Origin of the sequence: Micromonospora sp. NPDC005206 (assembly GCF_040608175.1) — a bacterium.
Taxonomy (GTDB): domain Bacteria; phylum Actinomycetota; class Actinomycetes; order Mycobacteriales; family Micromonosporaceae; genus Micromonospora.
In genome coordinates, this window is record NZ_JBEXHU010000039.1 from 1 (window position 1) to 21,783 (window position 21,783).

Consider the following 21,783-nt stretch of genomic DNA (forward strand, 5'->3'; position numbering starts at 1 on the left):
AGATACCGGAGATCTCGCTATATCTCGAACACCGACACGCGAAGATCCGCACCCAATAGCTCAAGCCCTGGCAGCGACTTCGACACAGGCCCTAGGCTCCGACATATGGCGTCCGCGTGCCTCCGTCGAACTGGCACACACTTCCGGTCAGCGCCTTTGTCGAACATGCCCTCCAACAAGCTCAAGCGGAGAGGAAGGCACGCATGGCTGTCAAGACCAAGACTCGTCCGGGCACCACGGAGATCCGGCCGTTCACGGTGGAAATTCCCCAGGCGGACCTCGACGACCTGAAAAGGCGGATCGCGGCCACCCGATGGCCGGAAAAGGAAACCGTCGACGACCAGTCGCAGGGCGTGCCACTCGCGATGATTCAGGCCGTGGCCCGCTATTGGGAGAACGAGTACGACTGGCGCAAGGTCGAGGCGCGGCTGAACGCCGTACCGCAGTTCATGACCACCATCGACGGGGTGGACATCCACTTCATCCACGTCCGCTCCAAGCACGAGGACGCGCTGCCGCTCATCGTGACGCACGGGTGGCCGGGTTCGGTGATCGAGCAGATGAAAATCATCGAACCGCTCACCGACCCCACGGCGCACGGCGGGAGCGCGTCGGACGCCTTCCACCTGGTGATCCCGTCACTGCCCGGCCACGGCTTCTCGGGCAAGCCGACCGCGTCGGGCTGGAACCCGCAGAAGATCGCGACCGCCTGGACCGAGCTGATGAAGCGGCTCGGCTACGACCGGTTCGTCGCGCAGGGCGGCGACTGGGGCGCGGTCGTCGTGGACCAGATGGGCATCCAGGCGCCTCCGGAACTGCTCGGCATCCACACCAACATGCCCGGTGCGGTCCCGCCCGAGATCGACCTGCTGTTCCAGGGCGACACCACCGGCGCGAACAACGCCATGGGTTCGCTGCCATCCGGTCTGTCCGACGACGAAATGCGTGCTGCCGAGGAAGTCAACTTCGTCTGGAAGCACGTGGCCTATGCCCTCATGATGGCGACACGTCCGCAGACGCTGACCGGGCTGACGGATTCTCCGGTCGGCCTGGCGGCCTTCCTGCTCGACCATGACGCGAAAAGCCTGGATTTGATCTCGCGGGTCTTCGACGGGGCCAAAGAGGGGCTCACCCGCGACGACATCCTGGACAACATCTCGCTCTACTGGCTGACGAACACCGCGATCTCCGCGTCCCGTCTGTACACGGAGAACAAGCTGTCATTCTTCGCCGCCAAGGGCGTGAACGTCCCGGTCGCCGTGAGCGTCTTTCCCGACGAGCTCTACGAGGCGCCGCAGAGCTGGGCCGAGCAGGCGTACCCCAACCTCATCTACTACAACAAGCTCGACAAGGGCGGGCACTTCGCGGCCTGGGAACAGCCGAAGATCTTCTCCGAAGAGCTGCGTACCGCCTTCCGGTCGCTTCGCTAGATGGCCGTGTTCGGGCGTCCACACCTGCCCCCGCTCGACGGGGCGGTCGAGTGGCTCAACTCCGAGCCACTCGGCCCCGCCGACCTGCGTGGGCGCGTCGTCCTCGTGAACTTCTGGACGTTGACGTGCATCAACTGGCTGCGCCAGGAGCCGTACGTGCGCGCGTGGGCGCAGGCGTACCGCGACGACGGGCTGGTCGTTCTCGGGGTGCACACGCCGGAGTTCTCGTTCGAGCACGACGTCGACCAGGTGCGACAGGCGATCACCGCGCGCGGGATCGGCTACCCGGTCGCGGTCGACAACGACTACGCGATCTGGAGGGCCTTCGGGAACCTGTACTGGCCGGCGCTCTACTTCGTCGACGCGGACGGGGTCATCCGCGACGAGCACTTCGGCGAGGGGCGCTACGAGCAGTCCGAGCGGGTGCTCCAGGACCTGCTCGGCGTCGAGCGTGCGCCGGTGCCCGTCGACGGCCTCGGCCCGGAGGCAGCGGCCGACTGGGACGAACTGCGGACGCCCGAGACGTACCTCGGTTTCAGCCGCGGCGAACACTTCGCGTCGCCGAACGGCGCCGCGCTCGACGAACGCCGCGCCTACCAGTTGCCGGAGAGCCTGGCCCTGAACCAGTGGGCCCTGGCGGGCGAGTGGACGATCGGGTCGGAGAACGTCGTGGCGGACCGGGCCGGCGGCAGCATCGCCTTCCGGTTCCACGCTCGCGACGCGCATCTCGTGCTGGCTCCCGGGGCGGGACAGTCGATCCCGTTCCGCGTGCTGCTCGATGGCGCGGCTCCCGGCCCGTCGCACGGCGTCGACATCGACGAGGACGGCAACGGCGTACTCCAGGACGGCCGCCTCTACCAGCTCGTACGCCAACACGACGCGGTCCGTGAGTCGACCCTGGAGATCACGTTCGGCGAGCCAGGCGCGGAGGCGTACGCCTTCACCTTCGGATAGGCGCGGTCACTTTCGCCAACACGGCCGGGATAGTGTCGACTGCTGTGACAGCGCCCGAGATCACCATCGCCACCTCAGCGGACCGCGACGCGGTGGTCGGTTCGCTGGTCGCCGCGTTCGTCAAGGATCCCGTGCTGCGGTACCTGTTCCCGGACGAGGACACCTACCCGCGGTACGCCGCCGCCTTCTTTGGGCATCTCTTCGACAAGCGGGTGCACAGGTCGTCGATCTGGACGATCGGCGGGGGTGCCTCGGTCGCCATCTGGGAGCCGCCGGCTGAACTGTCGGCCGAGCTGTCGGCCGCCGGGCACGAATCGCCGGACAGCGGCTTCGCCGCTCATTTCCCCGCTGACGTGCTGGCCCGCGTTCAGGGCTATGACAAGGCCGTGCATGCCGCCCTGCCGGCGTTCCCGTTCTGGTATCTCGGCGTCCTGGGCACGCACCCTGACAGCGCTGGACGCGGTTGGGGGCGCGCCGTCATGAGGGCCGGGCTGGATCGCGCCGCCGCCGACGGTCTGCCGGCCATCCTGGAGACCAGCAACCCGGCCAACGTCGAGCTGTATCGCCGCGCCGGCTGGGAGGTGGTGGACTCCCTCTCGGAGCCCGTCCCCACCTGGATCATGCGGCAGCCGACTCGCTGACCCCGACTACCGCTTCGGCTGTTCCTGACTGGCGAAGATGCGCGCGTAGATCTCGTCGATGACGGGGTTCTTCGCCAGGCTGTAGTCGCGAGGCCGGTGCGCGGTGTCCCGCGCGAGGCGCCGCTTGGTAGCGGCGTACAGCTCCCGGTCCTGCGGATGCGAGCGCAGCCAGTCGCGAAAGAGCCGATGCCGGACGGGTTCGGGTGCGGCCCGCGGCCAGACGTGCAGGTTGACGTCCTCGGCGGGGCTGAGGAGCATCCGGTGCCCGTGCCACCAGGGCTCCCGGAGGGCGAGTCGGTATCCGAGCCGTTCCAGGGCGGGGAGATAGGTGGACTCCTCCGCTGTGTCCTCGATCGTGAGGTCGATGTCGATGACGGGCTTGGCTGCCAGTCCCGGCACCGCGGTGGACCCGATGTGTTCCACCCCGATGATCAGGTCCTCCAACGCCGTGGAGAGCGACGCGTGGACGGCGGCGAACCGCTGCGCCCAGGTCGGGTCGTACTCCTCGATGACGACGGACCCCCAGGTGCGTGGCGGCTCGCCCACCAGGCCGGCGTCCACCTGCTCGGGGGTGCCGTGGAAGCGCTGAACGACGTCCTGCGGATACTCGGCCACGTCAACCTCCTTGAGAAGCAAAGTCCGCCAGGCTACGACATCGGCGGTGCACGCCGAGGCGGCGACCGGGGGCAGACCCGACCGTTGCGGGCACCGGATGTCGGGTGCGGCATCTGCCCCGCGACCTAGCGTCAGTGCTCGAAAGGGAAGGAGGCCCGGGTGCTGGAGCGGCTCAACGAGGCCCTGGCGTACATCGAGCGGCACCTCGACCAGCGAATCGAGGTGGCCGACCTGGCGCGGATCGCACTCACGTCGGAGTACCACTTCCGGCGGCTGTTCTCCGCGCTGGCCGGGATGCCGCTGTCGGAGTACATCCGTCGTCGTCGGCTCACCGTCGCCGGCGCGGACGTCCTGGCGGGGGAGCGGACCTTGCTCGACGTCGCCGTGCACTACGGCTACGGCTCGGCCGAGGCGTTCGCCCGGGCGTTCCACGCCGTGCACGGCGTGGGTCCCGGAGAGGCTCGGCGTACGGGGGCAGCGCTGCGTGCCCAGCCCCGGATGTCCTTCCGTCTCACCGTCGAAGGGAGCGGCAGCATGGAGTACCGAATCGTCGGCAAGGACGCGTTCACACTGGTGGGGCGGAAGGCCCGAGTCCCGCTGGTGCACGAGGGGATGAACCCGGCGATCGTCGCGTTCATCCGGGGCATCGACAAGGAGACGACCGGGCGGATCGAGGCGCTCTCCGATCAGGAGCCGAGCGGGATCGTCAACGTCAGTGACAACCTCGCCGGCAGTCGGGCGGAGGGCACCGAGCTGGACTACTGGCACGGGGTGGTCACCGGAGCCGCACCGCCGGACGACCTGGACGCGCTGCCGGTTTCGGCCGGGACGTGGGCGGTGTTCACCACCTCCGGGGCGTTTCCGCAGGCGGTGCAGTACCTGTGGCGGGACGTGTTCACGCAGTGGTTTCCGTCCAACCCGTACCGCAGCCGACCTGGACCGGAGATCTCCCGGGTCCGGGTGTCCGCGGACGGCACCGAGGCGGACGCCGAGTTGTGGATTCCCGTCGAACGGGTACCCACCCCTATGTAGAGACCCGATACAGTGGTCGGATGCGGATCACCATTCCGGTCGCCAAGGTGCTCGCGGCGCTGCTCGCCGAGCCCGACGCGCAGCGCTACGGGCTGGACCTGATGCGATTGACCGGCCTGCCCAGCGGCACCCTCTACCCGGTGCTGCACCGGCTGAGAGGGGCCGGCTGGCTGGCCGCCGACTGGGAGGCGATCGACCCCGTCGCGGCCGGCCGGCCGGCCCGCCGCTACTACCGCCTGACGGCCGAAGGGGTGGCGCAGGCCCGGCGGGCGCTCGCCGACCTGCGCGCCGCGATCCCCGACGGCCGTCCCTCGTGGGGCGGCACCGAGCCCACCGGGGCGCCAGCGTGGTGACCCGCCGGGCCGCCGAATTGCTGCTGGAGATGGCCGCGCGCCGCTGGCCGGCCGACGTCCGCGACGACCTGCGCCGCGAGTGGGCCGCCGAGTTGCACGTCCTCGCCGAGAGCGGTCGCTGGACGAAGATGGTCGGTTTCGCGGTGAGCCTCGCCGTCAGCCGCGCCGGTGCCCCGCTCGTCGATCGCAGCCTGATGCGCGGTCGGGCCCGCCGTACGGTGGCCGCGTTGCTGCTGTCCCCGATCGCCTGCGTCGGGATCGTGGTCGGCGGCGCCTTCGCCGTGTACCCGATCGAGGTCGGGCTGACGGGAGTGGGCTGGTCGGAGCGGTCGCAGAAACCGATCTGGACGGCGCTCACCGTCGGGTTGGCGGTGCTGCTGGCGGCGTACGCCGCCCGATGGGCCCGGCACACCGCACTCGACGGCCCGCTGCGCATCGCGCTCGGCGTGGTGCTCCCCATCGGTGCGGTCGCGGTCCCGCTCCTGTACGTCATCTACCCGGACGACCTGGCCCGCGCCGTACCCGGTCTGTTGTTCTGGCTGGTCGGCCTGACGCTGGCTCTCTGGGCCGCCGCGAGCCTCGCCACCCGGAACCGGCTCCGCGGAGCCTGGTGGCTGGGCGTCCTCGGCGCGCTCGCAGCGGCCGACCTTGCGGTGATCCGCGTCGTTGTCGACATCATGCCGGCGGGCAGCGGTGCTGGCCCGCTCAGCGGTGCGCTGTCACCGGACAGCGTCGACTGGCTCTCCGCGCCGCTGTGGCTCTTCGCCGCCTGGACGGACTGGAACGTCGGCCCACCCGGGCCCATCTCAGTGGAGATCTTCCAGCTGATCACCTACCAGGTGCAGGTGGAACCCATGCTCTACCTGGCGTGCACGCCCTACGCGCTCGCGTACGCCATCCGGGCGGCCCGGTCGGCGCCCGCCGCCGTCGCGCCGACACCGACCCCGTCGTCGGTCTGATCCGTGCAGCTCAGTCGGGCACGTCGTCCCACGTCGTGCCCGGCTCCAGGTACCCGGCCGACTGGTTCTCGCGCAGCGCGTAGGCGATGACCAGCAGGGCGTGCTTGTCCAACTCGGGCAGCCGGTCCAACGGAAACCACCGCACGGCCAGCGACTCATCGTCGTTGACCCGGGCGGTGCCGGCCACCAGTCGGCAGAGGAAGCCCAGGTTGAGGTATTCGCAGCGGTCCCCGTTGGGGTACGTGTGCGGGTGCGAGACGGCGCTGGACAGCCGTACCGGCACCACGTCCAGGCCGGTCTCCTCCCGCACCTCGCGGACCAGCGCGGTGGCCGGCTGCTCGCCCGGCTCGACGAACCCGCTGATCACCGACCAGCGTCCGTCGTCGGCGCGCTGGCCGAGCAGCAGCTCACCGGCGTCGTTGCGGACCACCGCGCTGACGCTGGGCAGCCACAGCAGGTCGTGGCCGACGTGCTTGCGCAGCCCCACGATGTAGTCCGGTGTTCCCATCCGGCGATCATAGGCACGACCCCACCGGGCAGCGCCGTCCCGTCGCGCCAGGTCAGCGTCAGGCCGACCAGCTGACGGTACGGCGGAAGCGCTCGTACTCCCTGGCGAGTTCGGCGTCGATCCGTTCCATGCGGGCCTCGGTGAGGACCACCGCGGGGTCCTGCCACGGGCGGTCGGTGAGCATGCGGCGGCGCAGTCCGATCGGTGGGTGGGCGGCGAACAGCGACGCCTCGTCGCGGACCGACAGTTGGCGCAGCAGCGGCAGCCGATCGGCGCTCGCGGCGCGGGCCTCAGCCAACGCCGAACGCCACCGGTCCGGGCCGTGTCCCGCCTGGGTCTCCCGACGCACCGCCAGCGCCATCGACTCGCCGCCGAGCAGGGCGTCGAGCAGCTCGGTCGCGGCAGTCGAGCCGGCCACCCGGGCGGCGAGTTCGTCGGCGAGGTACTCGGCGCGTTGGCTGTCCCGAAGCGCCATGCTCACCAACAGCAGGTGGGCGACGAACAGCACCCGGGACACCACCCACTGGAACGCCCGGCCCAGCGCGTCACCCACCATCTCCACCAGCCCGGCGCCGACGCTCGTTCGTACCGGCCGGAAGAGGTCGGCGGCGGAGCGGAGCATGGTGAACGCGGGCTGCGTGAGCAGCCCCCGGCGCGGGTCACCGTTGACGAAGTGGCCGAGCTCGTGACCGAGCAACGCCACCCGCTCGCTGGCGGTGAGTGAACCCCACAACGGCAGTCCGAGGCAGAGCACCTTCCGGCGCCGCACGCCGACCGCTCCCGCGTACGCGTTGATGTCGCTGTCGACGCCGACCACGTCCGGCGCCGGTGCCCCGATCGCGGTGGCCACCTCGCCGATCAGCGCGAACAACTCCGGCGCCCGGTCGCGGGAGAGCACCTCCAGTTCCGGGTCGAGCCGGTCGAACCGGGGCCGCAGGGCGACCGCCAGACCGGCCATCGCTACACCCGGCAGGATCGCCAGGTTCGGAAACGGGAACGCCACGATCAGCCATGCGCCGGTGACCGCCAGCGCGAGTACCGCCGCGACGAGCGCCAGCGACGCCACTGCGGTCAGCGTCCGGGCGCTGTTGGACCCGTTGGCGCCCAGCGGTCGCCCGGCCAGCTGGGTGAACTGCCGGCTGGTCGTCCGGAACGCCATCCGGTAGGTCCACCGGTCGACCCAGGTCCAGCCAAACTCGCGTTCGCGCCGCACCGGGTCGTACGTGTCCAGATTCCACTCGCAGCGTGGGCACCATGGCACCGCGTCGCGTACGGACTCCGTCTTGGCCCCACACCCCGGGCACGCCCCCGTGCCGGTCACCGTGTTGATCACGGGACGATCCTGCCCCAGGCCCGTCGTACGCCGGAACCGGCCGTTCAGCCGACGGCCGGCGGCGGGCGCGAAGTATCCCGGCCTGGCCTTCTTTTGGTGTTCCGGCCCGACAGACGCAATGCATATCTACTGTGGAGAGGGTCGGCTACTTGTGCGATCCGGTGGCGGCCGGTCGGTTCGCGGTGCACAGTGATTCCCATGAGCGACAGCGGACGTGGTGGGCAGTTCTACTGGTGCACCCGGCACCACCGGGTCGAGACGGGCGCCGACGTGTGCCCGGCGAAGCATGTCCTCGGCCCGTACGACTCGGCGGCCGACGCGGAGAACGCCCTGCAACGGGTGCAGGAGCGGAACGAGGCGTGGGACGCCGAGGACGCCCGGTGGGCCGGGGAGGACAGGTAGACGGCGCGGGACGGCCCGCGCCGAGGTATTTCGTGCTCCGCGAGGACGCACGCGAGAGCACGTCCCCAAGGAGGGAACCACGATGGCCGAAGCACAGCAGGCCACCACCCGCCCGGCCGCCCGGCGTACCACCGCGAAGAAGACCGCCGCGGCAGAGCGGAACACGGCAGCGAGCCGAACCACCCCCGTGCGCAAGTCCACCACGGCTGCGGCGAAGGCGCCGGCCCGCAAGGCGGCCGGCGGGGCGGGACGTGCCCCGGCCAAGAAGACCACCACGGCGGCCAAGGCCCCGGCGAAGAAGGCCGCCACCAAGACCACCACCGCGGCCAAGAAGGCGCCGGCGAAGGCCTCGACCGCCACCCGCAAGACGACCACCGCCGCCAAGAAGGCCCCGGCGTCGGCGGCGAAGAAGACCACGGCCAGCACGGCGCGGAAGACCGCCGGTACGGCGAAGAAGACGACCAGCGCCGCGAAGAAGACGACCGGCGCCGCGAAGAAGACCACCGGCGCCGCGAAGAAGACGACCGGCGCCGCGAAGAAGACCACCACGGCGGCGGCCAGGAAGACCACCGCCGCGGCGAAGGCGCCGGCGCGCAAGGTCGCGACCAAGGCGTCCACCACGAAGAAGACGGCCGCCAAGAAGGCCCCGGCGAAGAAGACGGCGGCGAAGAAGGCCGCGTCCACCGGCCCGAGCGGTGGTGCCCGCCAGGCCCCTGCGAAGAAGGCGCCGGCCGCGAAGTCGACCGCCACCTCGTCGACCACCACCCGCAAGGCGGCGGCGAAGAAGGCCCCGGCGAAGAAGACCGTGGCGGCCAAGGCTCCGGCCCGCAAGGTGACCGCCCGCAAGTCACCGGCACGTCCGGTCGCCGCCCGGACCACCGCCCCGCGTGGCACCCGGACCGCCGCCCGGAAGGCGACCGGCTGACCGTAGGCCGCCCCAACCGGGCGCTTCCCGACACGCCGGTCCGAGATCTCGGCCGGTCACCGGAAGCGGATCACCGGCGGCGCTGTCAGGATTGACCCGTGGTCATCCGACGCGTACTCGCGCCCCGCATCGACTTCGGCGCGCTGCGCCGCGAGCTCGGCCTGCCCGAGGGCTTTCCGACCGCCGCCCAGAAGGAGGCCGACGAGGCGGCCGCCGCACCGCCGCGGCCGCCCGTCGACCGCACCGACGTGCCGTTCGTGACGGTCGACCCCGCGACGTCGCGGGACCTGGACCAGGCGATGCACCTCGCCCGCCGGCCGGGCGGCGGCTACCGGGTGCGGTACGCGATCGCCGACGTCGCCGCGCACGTCCGCCCGGGCGGCGCGCTGGAGGCGGAGACCTGGCGGCGGGGGCAGACCGTCTACCTGCCCGACGGGCACGTGCCGCTGCACCCGCTGACGCTCAGCGAGGGCGCCGCCAGCCTGCTGCCCGACGACGACCGGGCCGCCGTCGTCTGGACCATCGACCTGGACGCCGACGGCGGCACGGTGGCTGTCGAGCTGGAACGCGCCCTGGTCCGCAGCCGCGCCAAGCTCGACTACGCCGGGGTGCAGGCCGCGGCCGATGCCGGTCGGCTGCCCGAGCCGATCGCGCTGCTGCCCGAGATCGGCGACCGGTTGACCGCCCGGGGCCTGCGTCGTGGCGCCATCAACCTGCCGCTGCCCGAGCAGGACGTGGAGCCCGACGGCGACGGCTGGCGGCTGGTGCTGCGCGGCCCGGTGCCCATGGAGGAGCACAACGCGCAGATCTCGCTGCTGACCGGGATGGCCGCCGCCGACATCATGCTGGCCGGCCGGATCGGCCTGCTGCGCACCATGCCAGCGCCGAAGCCGGAGGCGGTGCAGCGGTTGCGGGCCGCCGCCACGCCGCTGGGCGTCCACTGGCCGGACGACACCAGCCCGGGCGAGGTGATCGCCGGGCTGGACGCCGCCCAGCCACGAGCCGCCGCGTTCATCGACCAGGCGGCCGAGCTGATGCGCGGCGCGGCGTACACCGCGTTCGACGGGACGCTGCCCGAGCAGCCGGAGCACGGCGGTGTGGCCGCCGCGTACGCCCACGTCACGGCGCCGTTGCGGCGCCTGGCCGACCGGTACGCCACCGAGGTCTGCCTGGCCCTGCACGCGGGCCGGCCGGTGCCCGACTGGGCGCGCGCCGCGATGCCCCGACTGCCCGAGGTGATGGCCACGACCGACCGGACCGCCTCGGCGGCCAGCCGGGGTGCCGTCGAGCTGGCCGAGGCGGTGCTGCTGGCGCACCGGGTGGGTGAGACCTTCGACGCGGCGGTGCTCGACGTGGACGCCCCACCGAACGGCCGCTCCCGCCCCCGACCGCCCGGCGGAACGGTGGCCCTGGACGCGCCGCCGGTACGCGCCCGCTGCCTCGGTGAGTTGCCGCTCGGCGAACGGGTCCGGGTCCGGCTGGTCACCGCCGACCCGGAGGCCCGCTCGGTCCTGTTCGAGCTGGCCTGACCCGGCCGCGGCGGGCGGCAGCGGGGATTGTCACAGCGCCTGGCGCTGCTGCCGGACCGGGCGGTTTGCGAGGATGAGCCCATGGCATACGACGCGAGCACGCTGCCCGACGTGTCCGGACTGACGGTCGGCATCATCGGTGGCACCGGCGACCAGGGGCGGGGCCTCGCCTACCGGTTCGCCCAAGCCGGGCAGACGGTGCTGATCGGCTCCCGGTCCGCGGAGCGGGCCGCCGAATCCGCCGCCGAGATCGCCGCCCTGCCCCGGATGCCGGCCGACGCCAGCATCACGGGTGCCGCCAACGACGAGGTGGCCCGCCGCAGCGACGTGGTCATCATCGCCGTGCCGTGGGACGGGCACGCCGCGACCGTCGCCGCTCTCGCCGAGCCGCTCGCCGGCACGATCGTCGTCGACTGCGTCAACCCGCTCGGCTTCGACAAGCAGGGCCCGTACGCGCTGACCGTCCCCGAGGGCAGCGCCGTGCAGCAGGCCGCCGCGTTGCTGCCCGACTCCCGGGTCTGCGCGGCGTTCAACCACGTCAGCGCTCCGCTGCTGGCTGACCCCGAGGTCGACCGCATCGACCTTGACGTGCTGATCTGCACCGAGGACCGCGAGCTGGTCGACGTGGTCGGCGCGCTCGCCGCCCGGATCCCCGGGATGCGCGGCATCTACGCCGGCCGGCTGCGCAACGCCCACCAGATCGAGGCGTTCACCGCCAACCTGATCGCCATCAACAAGCGGTACAAGGCGCACGCCGGCATCCGCGTCACCGACCTCTGAGCGGCAACCACCGCCGAGCCCGTTTGCCGGGGCCGCGTACCGGCGAGTCTGTCCGACGGGGTTACCGGTCGGCGGCCCTGATTCGGCCGATGGCCCGTTTGGCTCGTCGGCCTGCGCGTGTCTTGTCGATGGTCAGCGGCGTCTTCACGTGCGCCGGTGGTATTGGTTGCGGCGGGGGAGGCGGTCGGGATCGAGCCAGGCTGGTGGGACGAACTCGGGTGGCCGTCGCCGCTCTGTCGGACGGTCCAGTCGTTGTGGTGGATGTGTCGGTGGTGGTGTGCGCAGAGCAGCACGGCGTTCGTCAGGCTTGTGTCGCCGCCGTCGGCCCAGTGTCGGATGTGGTGGGCGTCGCACCAGCGGGGTGGGCGGTCGCAGCCGGGGAAGGCGCAGCCGCGGTCTCGTAGGACCAGGGCGCGTCGGAGGGGCCCGGTGATGAGGCGGCGTTGTCGGCCCACGTCGAGCGGTTGAGCGGCGCCGCCGAGGACGGCGGGCAGGATGCTTGCGTCGCAGGCGAGTCGGCGGACCGTCTCTGGGGTGAGTTGGAGGCCGGTGTCCAGGGTGCCGGCGTTGAGGTGTCGGGCCAGGGCGTCGAAGCTGGTGGTGATGACGATCTGGGCGGGCTCGCTGCCGTGCTCGGGGAGCTCACCGGTGCGCAGGGTGAGCCGGCAGAGGTCGGCGAGCGCGTCGTGTCGGCGTTGCCCGGGGGTGCGCGGGTCGTGCGGGCCCGACGGCGCGGTCAGCGGGTCGATCGCGGCGCGCAGCAGGCCGGCGGTCTCGGCGTCCAGGCTGCCGGTCAGCCGCAGGCGGCCATCGTGCAGCTCGGACAGGGTGACGTGACGGTCTCGGGCGGCTCGGTGGGTCTCGGCTTCCACCGCGGCCCGGGCGGCGGCTTCGGCGGCCTCGGGAGCGACGTGGTCGAGGATTCGTGCGCTCAGCCTGCGGAGCAGCACGGGATCGAACTGCCCTGCCCATTCGACGAGCACGCCGACGGCCTTGTCGGCGGCCGCGACGCCGGCGGTGGCGTGCACGGTGTTGACGGTGTCGCCGATGACCCGCGCCTGCTCCAGGCTGATGGCCCCGTCGGCCAGCGCGCGGCGCACTCCGGGGGCGCCGGCGTCCAGGGTGCTGGCGAGGTCGACCAGCCGCCGGGCGGTGGGGACGGTGAGCCGTAGTCGATCTCGCAGCCAGAGCGCCGTCGAGGACGCGCCCTGGGCGCGGGCGGTGCCTCGGCCGTCCAGCTCGCGCACGAGGGTCAGTTTGACGGCCGCCAGGCGCTGCTCGAGCCGGTGTGTGGCGTCGAGCGCCGCGACGAGGTCGTGCTCCGCGACGGCCCAGGTGGCCACGTCGAGGCACGCCGCCACCGCGTCCTCCGCCTGCGCCAACTCCTCGACCACGACCAGAGACTAGAACAGGTGTACGACAATCTCAGTCATCTTGATCGATTGGACTGCCGCTGTCGTTTGGAGAGGCAGCGAGGCAGCGACCGCGACCCAGCGACCCCGACCCAGCGGCGGGGCCGGCCGGCGAGCGGAAACGCCGTGCCGGCCGGCCCGCGCCGCCCACTGTCCTAGAAGGTGTGCTCGGCGGCCGGGAACTCGCCGCCGCGGACCTCGTCGGCGAATCGACGGGTGGCGTCGGTGAGGGCGCCGGCGAGATCCGCGTACCGCTTCACGAAGCGTGGTGCCTTGCCGGTACGCAGGCCGGCCATGTCCTGCCAGACCAGCACCTGCGCGTCGGTGGCCGGGCCCGCCCCGATGCCGACCGTGGGGATCGGCAGCTCGTGGGTGACCTGCTTGGCCACCTCACCCGGCACCATCTCCAGCACCACCGCGAACGCGCCGGCCTCGGCCACCGCCCGCGCGTCGGCCAGCACCTCGTCGGCCGCGTCGCCCCGGCCCTGCACCCGGTAACCGCCCAGGGTGTGCTCGCTCTGCGGGGTGAAACCGATGTGCGCCATCACCGGGATACCCGCGCCGACGATCGCGGCGATCTGCGCGGCGCAGCGGCGGCCACCCTCCAGCTTCACCGCGTGGCAGCCACCCTCCTTCATGAACCGGACGGCGGTGCGCAGCGCCTGGGTCGGGCCCTCCTCGTACGAGCCGAACGGCAGGTCACCGACGATGAGTGCCTGCCGGGTCGCCCGTACGACGGCCCGCACCAGCGGGAGCAGTTCGTCGGCGGTGACCGGCAGGGTGGTCTCGTAGCCGAACACGTTGTTCGCGGCCGAGTCGCCGACCAACAGCACCGGAACTCCGGCCTGGTCGAAGATCGCCGCCGTGTACTGGTCGTACGAGGTGAGCATCGGCCACCGTTCGCCGCGCTCCTTGGCGGCGATGAGGTCGCGGGTACGGACTCGTCGCGTGGCCGGCCCGCCGTACAGGGCGGTCACCTCGTTCGGAGTGGACTCCACCATCACTGTCTCCTTCCTCGAGGCCGCCTGCGCGGTCCCCGGGTTCCGCAGCGATCGTCGCACCGCGGAAGGGGGTGACGGCAGGGCGCAGTGCGAGATGTCACTCCACCGCACCCGGGCGACTCAGCCGTGCTCGCGCCACCGGCTGGTGATCGGCAGCCGACGGTCCCGCCCGAACGCCTTCATCGAGATCTTCGCGCCCGGAGCGGACTGCCGTCGCTTGTACTCGGCGGTATCCACCAGCCGCAGCACCTTGTCCACCACCGCCGGGTCGTGGCCCGACTCGACGAGCCCGTCCCGGCCGAGGTCGCCGTCGACGTATCCGATCAGGATCGGGTCCAGCACGTCGTAGTCGGGCAGGGTGTCGCTGTCCAGCTGGCCCGGGCTCAGCTCGGCGCTCGGCGGCTTGCCGATCGAGTTCTCCGGGATCGGCGCGGTCTCGCCCCGCCGCATCGCGTCCGCGTTGCGCCACTTCGCGAGCCGCCAGACCAGCGTCTTCCAGACGTCCTTGATGGGGTTGAAGCCGCCCACCGAGTCGCCGTACAGGGTGGAGTAGCCGACCGCCAGCTCGCTCTTGTTGCCGGTGGTCAGCACCAGGTGGCCCTCCTGGTTCGACAGGGCCATCAGGATCACGCCGCGTACCCGGGCCTGAAGGTTCTCCACCGCCACCCCGGAGAGCGACAGGTTGGCCAGGAAGCCGTCCACCATCGGCTGGATCGGTTCCACCCGGTAATCCAGCCCGGTGCGCTTGGCCAGGTCGGCGGCGTCCTCCCGGGAGTGCTCCGAGGAGTGCTGGCTGGGCAGCGACACCCCGACCACCCGGTCCGGGCCGAGCGCGTCGACGGCGAGCGCGGCCACCACCGCGGAGTCGATGCCGCCGGAGAGGCCGAGCACCACCGACGGGAACCGGTTCTTGTTGACGTAGTCGCGCAGGCCGAGCACCAGCGCCTGCCACACCTCGGCCTCGTCGGCCACCGGCTCGATCGACCCGCCGATCGCGGGCGGCCCGGACGGCGTGGGCGGGATGACGTCCACCGTGCTGTGCGCCACCCGCATGGCGTCCGCGACGGCCTCCACGGCCGGTGTCTCGGCGGCGGCCGGGAGCTCCACGTCGTGCACGAGCAGGTGCTCGACGAACTGCGGGGCCCGGGTCAGCAGCTCACCGTCGGCGCCCACGATCATCGAGTCGCCCTCAAAGACCAGCTCGTCCTGGCCGCCGATCATGTTGACGTACGCGATGGCGGCGCCGGCCTCGGCGGCCCGGCGGCGGACCAGCGGCAGCCGGATGTCGTCCTTGTTCAGCTCGTACGGCGAGCCGTTGATGTTGACCACGAGGCCGACCCTGGCCTGCCGGGCGGCGGCGAACGGGCCGCCGGCCTGCCACAGGTCCTCGCAGATGGTCAGCGCGACGTCCACCCCGCCGATCCGCACGACGGTCAGCGTGTCGCCGGAGACGAAGTAGCGATCCTCGTCGAAGACGCCGTAGTTGGGCAGGTGGTGCTTGAAGTAGCGGGCGGCCACCGCGCCCCGGTGCAGCAGGGCGGCGGCGTTGCGGGCGCCCCGGCCCGGCTCGGCGTCCCCGCTGACCTGCGGCGGCCCGTCGGCGTCCAGGTAGCCGACCACGACCGGCAGCGCGCCGAGGCCGTCTGCCGCGAGGTCGGCGGCGAGCCGCTCCAGGGCGGCCCTGGACGCGGCGACGAAGGAACGCCGGAAGACCAGGTCCTCGACCGGGTACCCGGTCAGCATCATCTCCGGGAAGAGCACCAGCTGGGCGCCGGCGTCGGCGGCCTGGCGTGTCCAGCTGCGGACCAGGTCGGCGTTGCCGGCGAGGTCGCCGACGCTCGGGTTGACCTGGGACAGGGCGAGACGCAGGGTGGGCATGCCCTCATCTTGCCCCAGCCGCTCGGGGCGGACACGGCGCCCGGCGGGAGATGCGGGCCACGCGCCGCTGGGCTCGGCCACCCACCGGACGGCCGGCTCACGTCGGGCCGCTGTCCGCGCGCGGGCACCTCGGCGGCCACGGCAGGACGGCGGCCGGGCGTTGGCGTAACGTCGGCGTAACCGGGCCCGTGGAGACTGGTCGGTCAGGCCCGGCCAGCCCGGCCGGTGATGGCAAACAGGTGTCGCGAGGGGTGGAAGTGGACCGTCAGCAGGAGTTCGTCCTCCGTACGCTGGAAGAGCGGGACATCCGGTTCGTCCGGCTGTGGTTCACGGACGTGCTGGGCACGCTCAAGAGCGTGTCGGTGGCGCCCGCCGAGCTGGAGGCAGCCTTCGAGGAGGGCATCGGCTTCGACGGCTCGGCGATCGAGGGCTTCGCCCGGGTCTTCGAATCCGACATGGTCGCCATGCCCGACCCGACGACCTTCCAGGTCTTCCCGTTCGAGGGCGGGGTCAGCGGCGAGAGTGCCCGGATGTTCTGCGACATCCTGCTGCCCGACGGGGGGCCTTCCTGGGCCGATCCGCGACACGTGCTGCGCCGGGCGCTGTCCAAGGCCGCCGAGAAGGGCTTCACCTTCTACACCCACCCCGAGATCGAGTTCTTCCTGCTGGAGAACGGCCCCCAGGACGGCTCGGTGCCCATTCCGGTGGACACCGGCGGCTACTTCGAGCACACCACCCACGCCGTCGCCCGGGACTTCCGGCGGCAGGGCGTGCTGGCGCTGGAGCGGATCGGGATCTCGGTGGAGTTCAGCCACCACGAGGTCGCCCCCGGCCAGCAGGAGATCGACCTGCGTTACGCCGACGCGCTCACCACCGCCGACAACATCATGACCTTCCGGCACGTGGTCAAGGAGGTGGCGCTCTCCACCGGCGTGCAGGCGAGCTTCATGCCGAAGCCGTTCACCGACCAGCCGGGCAGCGGCATGCACACCCACCTGTCGCTGTTCGAGGGCGAGCGCAACGCCTTCCACGACAACGGCGACCCGATGAAGCTCTCCAAGGTGGCGAAGTCGTTCATCGCCGGCCTGCTGGTGCACGCCCGCGAGTACACCGCGGTCACCAACCAGTGGGTCAACTCGTACAAGCGGCTCTTCCCGCAGCACCTGCCGGACCGGATCACCGAGAGCCCGGCGTACGTCTGCTGGGGGCACCTGAACCGGTCCGCGCTGGTCCGGGTGCCGGCCTACGGCAAGCCCAACTCGGCCCGGGTCGAGGTCCGTTCGCCGGACTCGGCGGCCAACCCGTACCTCGCCTTCGCGGTGCTGCTCGGCGCCGGCATGAAGGGCATCGAGGAGGGCTACGAGCTGCCGCCGGGCGCCGAGGACGACGTCTGGTCGCTGACCAACGCCGAGCGGCGGGCGATGGGGTACGAGGCGCTGCCGGAGAACCTCGCCGAGGCGATCGACGTGATGGCCGGGTCCGAGCTGGTCGCCGAGGTGCTCGGCGAGCACGTCTTCGACTTCTTCCTGCGCAACAAGCGAGCCGAGTGGGAGCAGTACCGCCGCGAGGTCACCCCGTACGAGCGGCAGCGCTACCTGGCGCTGTAGCCACGGGGGCTGACGCCGTTGCGCGCTGCCGCTATCGTCTCGATCACCGCGCCGGTACCCCTCCGGGCGGAGAGTCGGGAGGCAGTCGGTGCTGGAGGATCTGCTCAGCGGTGCCTGGCAGAGCGTCTTGTTCGGTGTCGTCGGCGTGGGGCTGATGGCGGCCGGGTTCGGGCTGGTCGACCTGCTCACTCCCGGCCGCCTGCGGGACCTGATCTGGGTGGACCGCAACGCCAACGCGGGGCTGCTGCTCGCCGCCAACCAGCTGGGCATCGCCGGGATCGTCTTCACCGCGATCCTCACCAGCTACAGCGACTTCGGCAAGGGGCTCGCCTCCACCGTGGTGTTCGGGCTGCTCGGTCTGGCCATCATGGCGCTGGCCTTCGTGGTGCTCGACCTGCTCACCCCGGGCAAGCTCGGCGAGGTCATCTGCTCGCCGGAGCCGCACCCGGCGGCCCGGGTCAGCGCGGCCACCCACTTCGGCGCGGCGCTGATCGTCTGCGCCTGCATCGCCTGAGCGCGGTCGTCGTACCCCGGCCGTAGCGTGCCGGGCATGAACCGCACGGACCGCCTCTACGCCCTGGTCGAGGAGCTGCGGGCGATGTCGCCCCGGCCGCGTAGCGCCCGCTGGCTGGCCGCGCGTTTCGAGGTGAGCAGCCGGACCATCGAGCGCGACATCGGCGCCCTGCAGGAGGCCGGCGTGCCGATCTGGGCGGAGCCGGGGCGCACCGGCGGCTACGTGCTGGACCGCGCCCGCACCCTGCCCCCGGTCAACCTCACCGCCGCCGAGGCGGTGGCGATGGCCGTCGCGCTGCACCGGCTCGCCGGCACGCCGTTCGCCGGGCCCGGTGCCACCGCGCTGCGCAAGCTGGTGGCGGTCCTGCCGGCCGCCGACGCGGCCGAGGCGCACCGGCTCGCCGGCCGCGTGCACCTGATCGGCGACGGGCCGGCCACGCCCGTCCCGGCCATCGTCGCCGACGCGGTCGCAGCGCGGCGGGTGCTGCGCATCCGGTACGCGAACCGCGACGGCGCTGATTCGGCACGCGACGTCGAGCCGCTCGGCTACCTCGGCAACCCTCGACACTGGTACCTGCTCGCCTGGTGCCGGCTGCGCGACGAGCTGCGCTGCTTCCGCACTGACCGGATCCGGGGCGTGCGGGCACTGCCCGAGGTGGTGGCCCGGGAGCTGCGCCCGGCGGATCTCGACATCCCGCAGGAGCGGGTCCGACGGCTCAGCCTGGTCTGAGACCGACGGCGCGGGTCGCGTCGGGCACGGCCCGGCCGGCGCGGACCCCGTCGGGTGATCCGGAAACACCGACAGGACGGTGTCGCGGACGGCCCCGAGACTGCTCCTGACGACGGCCGCACGGCCGGCACGGGAAACCTGGAGGCAGCAGATGTCCACGACGCCCATCACCTGGTTCGAGATCGGCACCGATCGGCCGGAGGAGGCGGAGCGCTTCTACGGCGAGTTGTTCGGTTGGACCTTCGAGGAGCAGGGCGCGGCCAACGGCGGGTCCTACCGGGTGACCGGCGCCGGTGGCGACACCGGAATCGGCGGGGCGATCCGGGCGACCGACGGGACGTCGCCGAACTACGCCGTGTTCTACGCCGAGGTCGCCGACGTGGCCCAGACCTGCCAGCGGGCCGAGGCGGCCGGCGGCAAGGTGCTGGTGGCGGCGCGTACGACCCCGAGCGGGCTCACCCTCGCCCATCTGCTCGACCCGGCCGGCAACCACCTCGGCGTGTTCACGCCCCCGCCCGCCCCCGCCGGCTGACGGTCTGGTCGGTGGCGGCCCCGCCCGGTCGGGCGGGGCCGCCGACGGTCACCTGCCGGCCGTACCGCCGGGGCCGCCGTGTCCGCCCGGCCCGCCGTGACCACCCGGACCGCGGTGGCCGCCCGGGCCGGGGAAGACACCGGCCTCGACGGCCTTGGTGATCGCGTCGGCCTGCTCCTGGGTGAGCTTGCCGTCCTTGACCGCCTGGTCGAGCCGCTCCTTGAGCGCGGCCTGCCGGTCCTCGGTGGACGGCCGCTCCGGCCGGTCAGCGCGCTGCTGCTCGCGGACCTTCTCCAGCGCGGCGGTCACCTTGTCGGGGGAGACGCCCAGCTCCTTGGCGAGCGCCTCGGCGAACTCGCCCTGCCGGTCGGCCTTCGTGCCCGGGCCGTCGGCGGTGCTACTGGCGCTCGGCGTCGACGTGGCGTCCGCGGCGAACGCGATCGTCGGGGCCGCGATCCCCACGCCGAGGACGCCGGCGGTGGCCAGACCGGCCAGCAGGTGCTTCTTGCGGATGGTGCGGGACATGCTCTCCTCCAGATTCTCGGTGGTGCTGCGATGTCATCACCGACAGTGACCAGCCCGGCTGGGTGGAACCCGTGCCGAAGCTGTCCGCCAGCTGGCAATCCGGCCCGCCGAGTCGGACAAACGGGTTGCCTCGGTACGCCCGATGGGTGAGGGTGGTTCCTCGCCGTGCCCCGGGTGGGCCGAGCCGTGCGGGCCCGGTCGACCGGGATCCACCGACGGAAGGCAGCCTCTCGTGACGTCCACACCGATCCGGGAACTCCCGATCACCGACCCGCAGGCCGGGCCGTACGGCATCACCACCGGCCCCGACGAGGCCCTATGGCTGACCCTGGTCCACGCCGGCGCGATCGCCCGGGTGGACGTGGATGGTTCGGTGCGCCGCTGGGCGGCCGGCGATCCGGGCAGCCGGCCCTTGATCGTCACGTCCGGTCCGGACGGCGCGCTCTGGTTCACCCGCTCCGGGGACGACCGGATCGGCCGGATCACCACCGACGGGGAGCAGCGCGAGGTCGCGTTGCCGGCGGGCACCGGCCCGTGCGGCATCGCCGCGGGCCCGGACGGCGCCCTCTGGTACGCCGGGATGAACTCCGACACCGTCGGACGGGTGAGCACCGACGGGGTGGTCACCGAGGTGCCGTTGCCGGTCTCCGGGGCGTTCGCCTCGATGGTGGCGGCCGGCCCGGACGACGCCGTCTGGTGCACCCTCAACCAGGCGAACGCGATCGCCCGGGTCGGCATGGACGGCGCCGTACGGGTGCACCCGTTGCCCACCGAGCGCGCCGCACCGGTCGGTATCACCGCGGGCGTGGACGGGGCGCTCTGGTTCGTGGAGATCGGGGCCGGTCAGGTCGGGCGGATCAGCCCCGACGGTCAGATCGAGGAGTACCCGCTGCCGGACCGGACGGCCCGGCCGCACGGCATCGTCGCCGATCCGTCCGGGGGCGCCTGGTTCACCGAGTGGGCCGGAAACCGCATCGGCCACGTCGACCCGACCGGCCGGGTCGACACCTACGAGCTGCCCACCCCGAACTCCGAGCCGCACGGCCTCACCGTCGCCCCCGACGGCAGCATCTACGCAGCCTTGGAGAACGGCCACCTGGCCCGCCTCACCTTGTGACGCGGGCGAGGGGAGCGGGTCAGGCGACGGCGGGGGAGACGGTGAGGGTGGCCGTGGTGGTGTCGAGGGTGGCCTGGGTGCCGACGGGGACGGTCAGCTGGCCGGGGCCGTGGCCGATCGGCAGTCCGCCGAGCACCGGTACGCCGAGGCCACCGAGGCGTTCGCCGAGTACGTCGACGATCGTGGTGTCCCAGCCGTCGGCGCAGTCGGTGAACTGGCCGACCGCCACCCCGGCCAACCCGTCCAGCGCGCCGGCCCGGCGCAGGTGGGTGAGCATCCGGTCGACCTTGTACGGAGGTTCCTGCACGTCCTCGATCAACAGCACCGCCCCGGTCAGGTCGGGCAGGTCCGGCGTGCCGATCGACGCGGCGATCATGCACAGGTTGCCGCCGAGCAGGGTGCCGGTGGCCCGACCCGGGACGCGGACCGGATAGGTCTCCTCGCCGGCCACCGCGGTGACCGTCACCGGTTCGGTCGTCATCAGCGCGGCGTGCAGCGACTCGGCCGAGCGCAGCGGGGTGCGTTCATCCCGCCAGGCCGCCCCCGGGCCGTGCACCCCGGCGAGCCGGGCGCCCCGCCAGAGCGCGAACTGCAGCGCGGTGATGTCGGAGAAGCCCGCCACCACCTTCGGGTCGCGGCGGACCGCGGCCATGTCGATGGCGTCCACCACCCGCTGGGCCCCGTATCCGCCACGGGTGCAGATCACCCCGCGCACCTGCGGGTCGGCGAACGCGGCGTTCAGGTCGGCGGCGCGCAGCTCGTCCGCGCCCGCCAGGTAGCCCTGCCGGGCGTACGCGTTCGGCGCCGGCACCGGCCGCAGGCCCCAGCCGGTGAGCAGTTCCATCCCACGGGCCACCCGCTGCGGCGAGGTCGGCCCGGACGGCGACACCAGCAGCACCGTGTCGCCCGGGCGCAGCGCGGGCGGGCGGATGACGGTCAGGTCCTCGCTGATCACAACCGCAGAGCCTATCGACCCCGCTGCGCCGGGTCGGCGCACGTTGGCGGGG

General features: G+C 72.4%; 22 protein-coding genes and 1 pseudogene. 15 read left to right on the forward strand and 8 right to left on the reverse strand.

The genetic code is table 11. The features are described 5' to 3' along the window. Nucleotides 1-203: 203 nt before the first annotated feature. From ABZU69_RS34840 to ABZU69_RS34850, 3 genes are read left to right on the forward strand one after another with little or no spacing between them, the layout of a single operon-like run. The gene (locus ABZU69_RS34840; protein ID WP_354968540.1) at nucleotides 204-1,430 is read left to right on the forward strand and encodes an epoxide hydrolase; all 1,227 of its coding nucleotides are present in this window, start codon (nucleotides 204-206) and stop codon (nucleotides 1,428-1,430) included. After that, the gene (locus ABZU69_RS34845; protein WP_354968513.1) at nucleotides 1,431-2,384 is read left to right on the forward strand and encodes a redoxin domain-containing protein; all 954 of its coding nucleotides are present in this window, start codon (nucleotides 1,431-1,433) and stop codon (nucleotides 2,382-2,384) included. A 44-nt stretch (nucleotides 2,385-2,428) separates the two neighbouring features. Next, nucleotides 2,429-3,025 (forward strand): GNAT family N-acetyltransferase, encoded by a 597-nt coding sequence (locus ABZU69_RS34850; RefSeq protein WP_354968514.1) that lies wholly within the window; start codon nucleotides 2,429-2,431, stop codon nucleotides 3,023-3,025. A gap of 6 nt (nucleotides 3,026-3,031) precedes the next feature. On the opposite strand, the gene ABZU69_RS34855 is transcribed toward ABZU69_RS34850, so the two are convergent. Then, nucleotides 3,032-3,640 (reverse strand): GrpB family protein, encoded by a 609-nt coding sequence (locus tag ABZU69_RS34855; protein ID WP_354968515.1) that lies wholly within the window; start codon nucleotides 3,638-3,640, stop codon nucleotides 3,032-3,034. A gap of 159 nt (nucleotides 3,641-3,799) precedes the next feature. Here ABZU69_RS34855 and ABZU69_RS34860 point away from each other — a divergent pair, with 159 nt between their 5' ends. The 3 genes from ABZU69_RS34860 to ABZU69_RS34870 are packed head-to-tail and all read left to right on the forward strand — an operon-like array spanning nucleotide 3,800 to nucleotide 5,984. Further along, the gene (locus ABZU69_RS34860; protein WP_354968516.1) at nucleotides 3,800-4,672 is read left to right on the forward strand and encodes an AraC family transcriptional regulator; all 873 of its coding nucleotides are present in this window, start codon (nucleotides 3,800-3,802) and stop codon (nucleotides 4,670-4,672) included. A 20-nt stretch (nucleotides 4,673-4,692) separates the two neighbouring features. Beyond that, nucleotides 4,693-5,025 carry a PadR family transcriptional regulator gene (locus ABZU69_RS34865; RefSeq protein WP_354968517.1) on the forward strand — a complete coding sequence of 111 codons (333 nt, stop codon included), beginning with the start codon at nucleotides 4,693-4,695 and terminating at the stop codon, nucleotides 5,023-5,025. Continuing rightward, entirely contained in the window at nucleotides 5,019-5,984 is a 966-nt protein-coding gene (locus ABZU69_RS34870; protein ID WP_354968518.1) for a hypothetical protein, read from the forward strand. Before ABZU69_RS34865 ends, ABZU69_RS34870 begins: the two co-directional genes overlap by 7 nt. A gap of 10 nt (nucleotides 5,985-5,994) precedes the next feature. Here ABZU69_RS34870 and ABZU69_RS34875 read toward each other — a convergent pair whose 3' ends face one another. Both ABZU69_RS34875 and ABZU69_RS34880 read right to left on the reverse strand, forming a co-directional pair. Next, nucleotides 5,995-6,492 carry an NUDIX domain-containing protein gene (locus tag ABZU69_RS34875; protein ID WP_354968519.1) on the reverse strand — a complete coding sequence of 166 codons (498 nt, stop codon included), beginning with the start codon at nucleotides 6,490-6,492 and terminating at the stop codon, nucleotides 5,995-5,997. 58 nt (nucleotides 6,493-6,550) lie between these two features. Then, on the reverse strand, nucleotides 6,551-7,825 hold the full coding sequence (locus tag ABZU69_RS34880) for a M48 family metalloprotease (protein WP_354968520.1): 1,275 nt from the start codon (nucleotides 7,823-7,825) through the stop codon (nucleotides 6,551-6,553). A gap of 198 nt (nucleotides 7,826-8,023) precedes the next feature. Here ABZU69_RS34880 and ABZU69_RS34885 point away from each other — a divergent pair, with 198 nt between their 5' ends. From ABZU69_RS34885 to npdG, 4 genes are all read left to right on the forward strand, one after another. Further along, nucleotides 8,024-8,227, forward strand: coding sequence for a hypothetical protein (locus ABZU69_RS34885; RefSeq protein WP_354968521.1), 204 nt, complete (start codon nucleotides 8,024-8,026; stop codon nucleotides 8,225-8,227). Nucleotides 8,228-8,309: 82 nt separating this feature from the next. Next, a complete protein-coding gene (locus tag ABZU69_RS34890) occupies nucleotides 8,310-9,152 on the forward strand; it encodes a histone (protein WP_354968522.1) in 843 nt (280 codons plus the stop codon). A gap of 98 nt (nucleotides 9,153-9,250) precedes the next feature. Further along, nucleotides 9,251-10,681, forward strand: a complete 1,431-nt coding sequence (locus tag ABZU69_RS34895; RefSeq protein WP_354968523.1) for an RNB domain-containing ribonuclease — start codon at nucleotides 9,251-9,253, stop codon at nucleotides 10,679-10,681. 81 nt (nucleotides 10,682-10,762) lie between these two features. Next, nucleotides 10,763-11,461, forward strand: a complete 699-nt coding sequence (gene npdG, locus ABZU69_RS34900) for an NADPH-dependent F420 reductase (RefSeq protein WP_354968524.1) — start codon at nucleotides 10,763-10,765, stop codon at nucleotides 11,459-11,461. A 144-nt stretch (nucleotides 11,462-11,605) separates the two neighbouring features. Here npdG and ABZU69_RS34905 read toward each other — a convergent pair. The 3 genes and pseudogenes from ABZU69_RS34905 to ABZU69_RS34915 all read right to left on the reverse strand — a co-directional run bounded on the left by ABZU69_RS34905 (nucleotide 11,606) and on the right by ABZU69_RS34915 (nucleotide 15,752). After that, nucleotides 11,606-12,855: pseudogene (locus tag ABZU69_RS34905) on the reverse strand (DUF222 domain-containing protein). 173 nt (nucleotides 12,856-13,028) lie between these two features. Then, on the reverse strand, nucleotides 13,029-13,874 hold the full coding sequence (gene panB / locus ABZU69_RS34910; protein ID WP_354968525.1) for a 3-methyl-2-oxobutanoate hydroxymethyltransferase: 846 nt from the start codon (nucleotides 13,872-13,874) through the stop codon (nucleotides 13,029-13,031). 120 nt (nucleotides 13,875-13,994) lie between these two features. Further along, nucleotides 13,995-15,752 carry an NAD+ synthase gene (locus tag ABZU69_RS34915; protein ID WP_354968526.1) on the reverse strand — a complete coding sequence of 586 codons (1,758 nt, stop codon included), beginning with the start codon at nucleotides 15,750-15,752 and terminating at the stop codon, nucleotides 13,995-13,997. A 257-nt stretch (nucleotides 15,753-16,009) separates the two neighbouring features. Between ABZU69_RS34915 and glnA the strand changes: the two genes are divergently transcribed. The 4 genes from glnA (at nucleotide 16,010) to ABZU69_RS34935 (ending at nucleotide 19,134) form a co-directional block, all read left to right on the forward strand. Next, a complete protein-coding gene (gene glnA / locus ABZU69_RS34920) occupies nucleotides 16,010-17,359 on the forward strand; it encodes a type I glutamate--ammonia ligase (protein ID WP_354968527.1) in 1,350 nt (449 codons plus the stop codon). Nucleotides 17,360-17,447: 88 nt separating this feature from the next. Next, nucleotides 17,448-17,873, forward strand: coding sequence for a DUF350 domain-containing protein (locus ABZU69_RS34925; RefSeq protein WP_354968528.1), 426 nt, complete (start codon nucleotides 17,448-17,450; stop codon nucleotides 17,871-17,873). Between the two features lie 36 nt (nucleotides 17,874-17,909). After that, nucleotides 17,910-18,602, forward strand: a complete 693-nt coding sequence (locus ABZU69_RS34930; RefSeq protein WP_354968529.1) for a WYL domain-containing protein — start codon at nucleotides 17,910-17,912, stop codon at nucleotides 18,600-18,602. Between the two features lie 151 nt (nucleotides 18,603-18,753). Next, nucleotides 18,754-19,134 (forward strand): VOC family protein, encoded by a 381-nt coding sequence (locus tag ABZU69_RS34935; RefSeq protein ID WP_354968530.1) that lies wholly within the window; start codon nucleotides 18,754-18,756, stop codon nucleotides 19,132-19,134. Between the two features lie 48 nt (nucleotides 19,135-19,182). Here ABZU69_RS34935 and ABZU69_RS34940 read toward each other — a convergent pair whose 3' ends face one another. Beyond that, complete coding sequence (locus ABZU69_RS34940; RefSeq protein ID WP_354968531.1) at nucleotides 19,183-19,659, reverse strand: hypothetical protein; 477 nt, start codon at nucleotides 19,657-19,659, stop codon at nucleotides 19,183-19,185. A gap of 232 nt (nucleotides 19,660-19,891) precedes the next feature. Here ABZU69_RS34940 and ABZU69_RS34945 point away from each other — a divergent pair, with 232 nt between their 5' ends. After that, a complete protein-coding gene (locus ABZU69_RS34945) occupies nucleotides 19,892-20,776 on the forward strand; it encodes a virginiamycin B lyase (RefSeq protein ID WP_354968532.1) in 885 nt (294 codons plus the stop codon). Between the two features lie 19 nt (nucleotides 20,777-20,795). Here ABZU69_RS34945 and ABZU69_RS34950 read toward each other — a convergent pair whose 3' ends face one another. Further along, the gene (locus tag ABZU69_RS34950; RefSeq protein WP_354968533.1) at nucleotides 20,796-21,731 is read right to left on the reverse strand and encodes an LD-carboxypeptidase; all 936 of its coding nucleotides are present in this window, start codon (nucleotides 21,729-21,731) and stop codon (nucleotides 20,796-20,798) included. Nucleotides 21,732-21,783 lie beyond the last annotated feature (52 nt).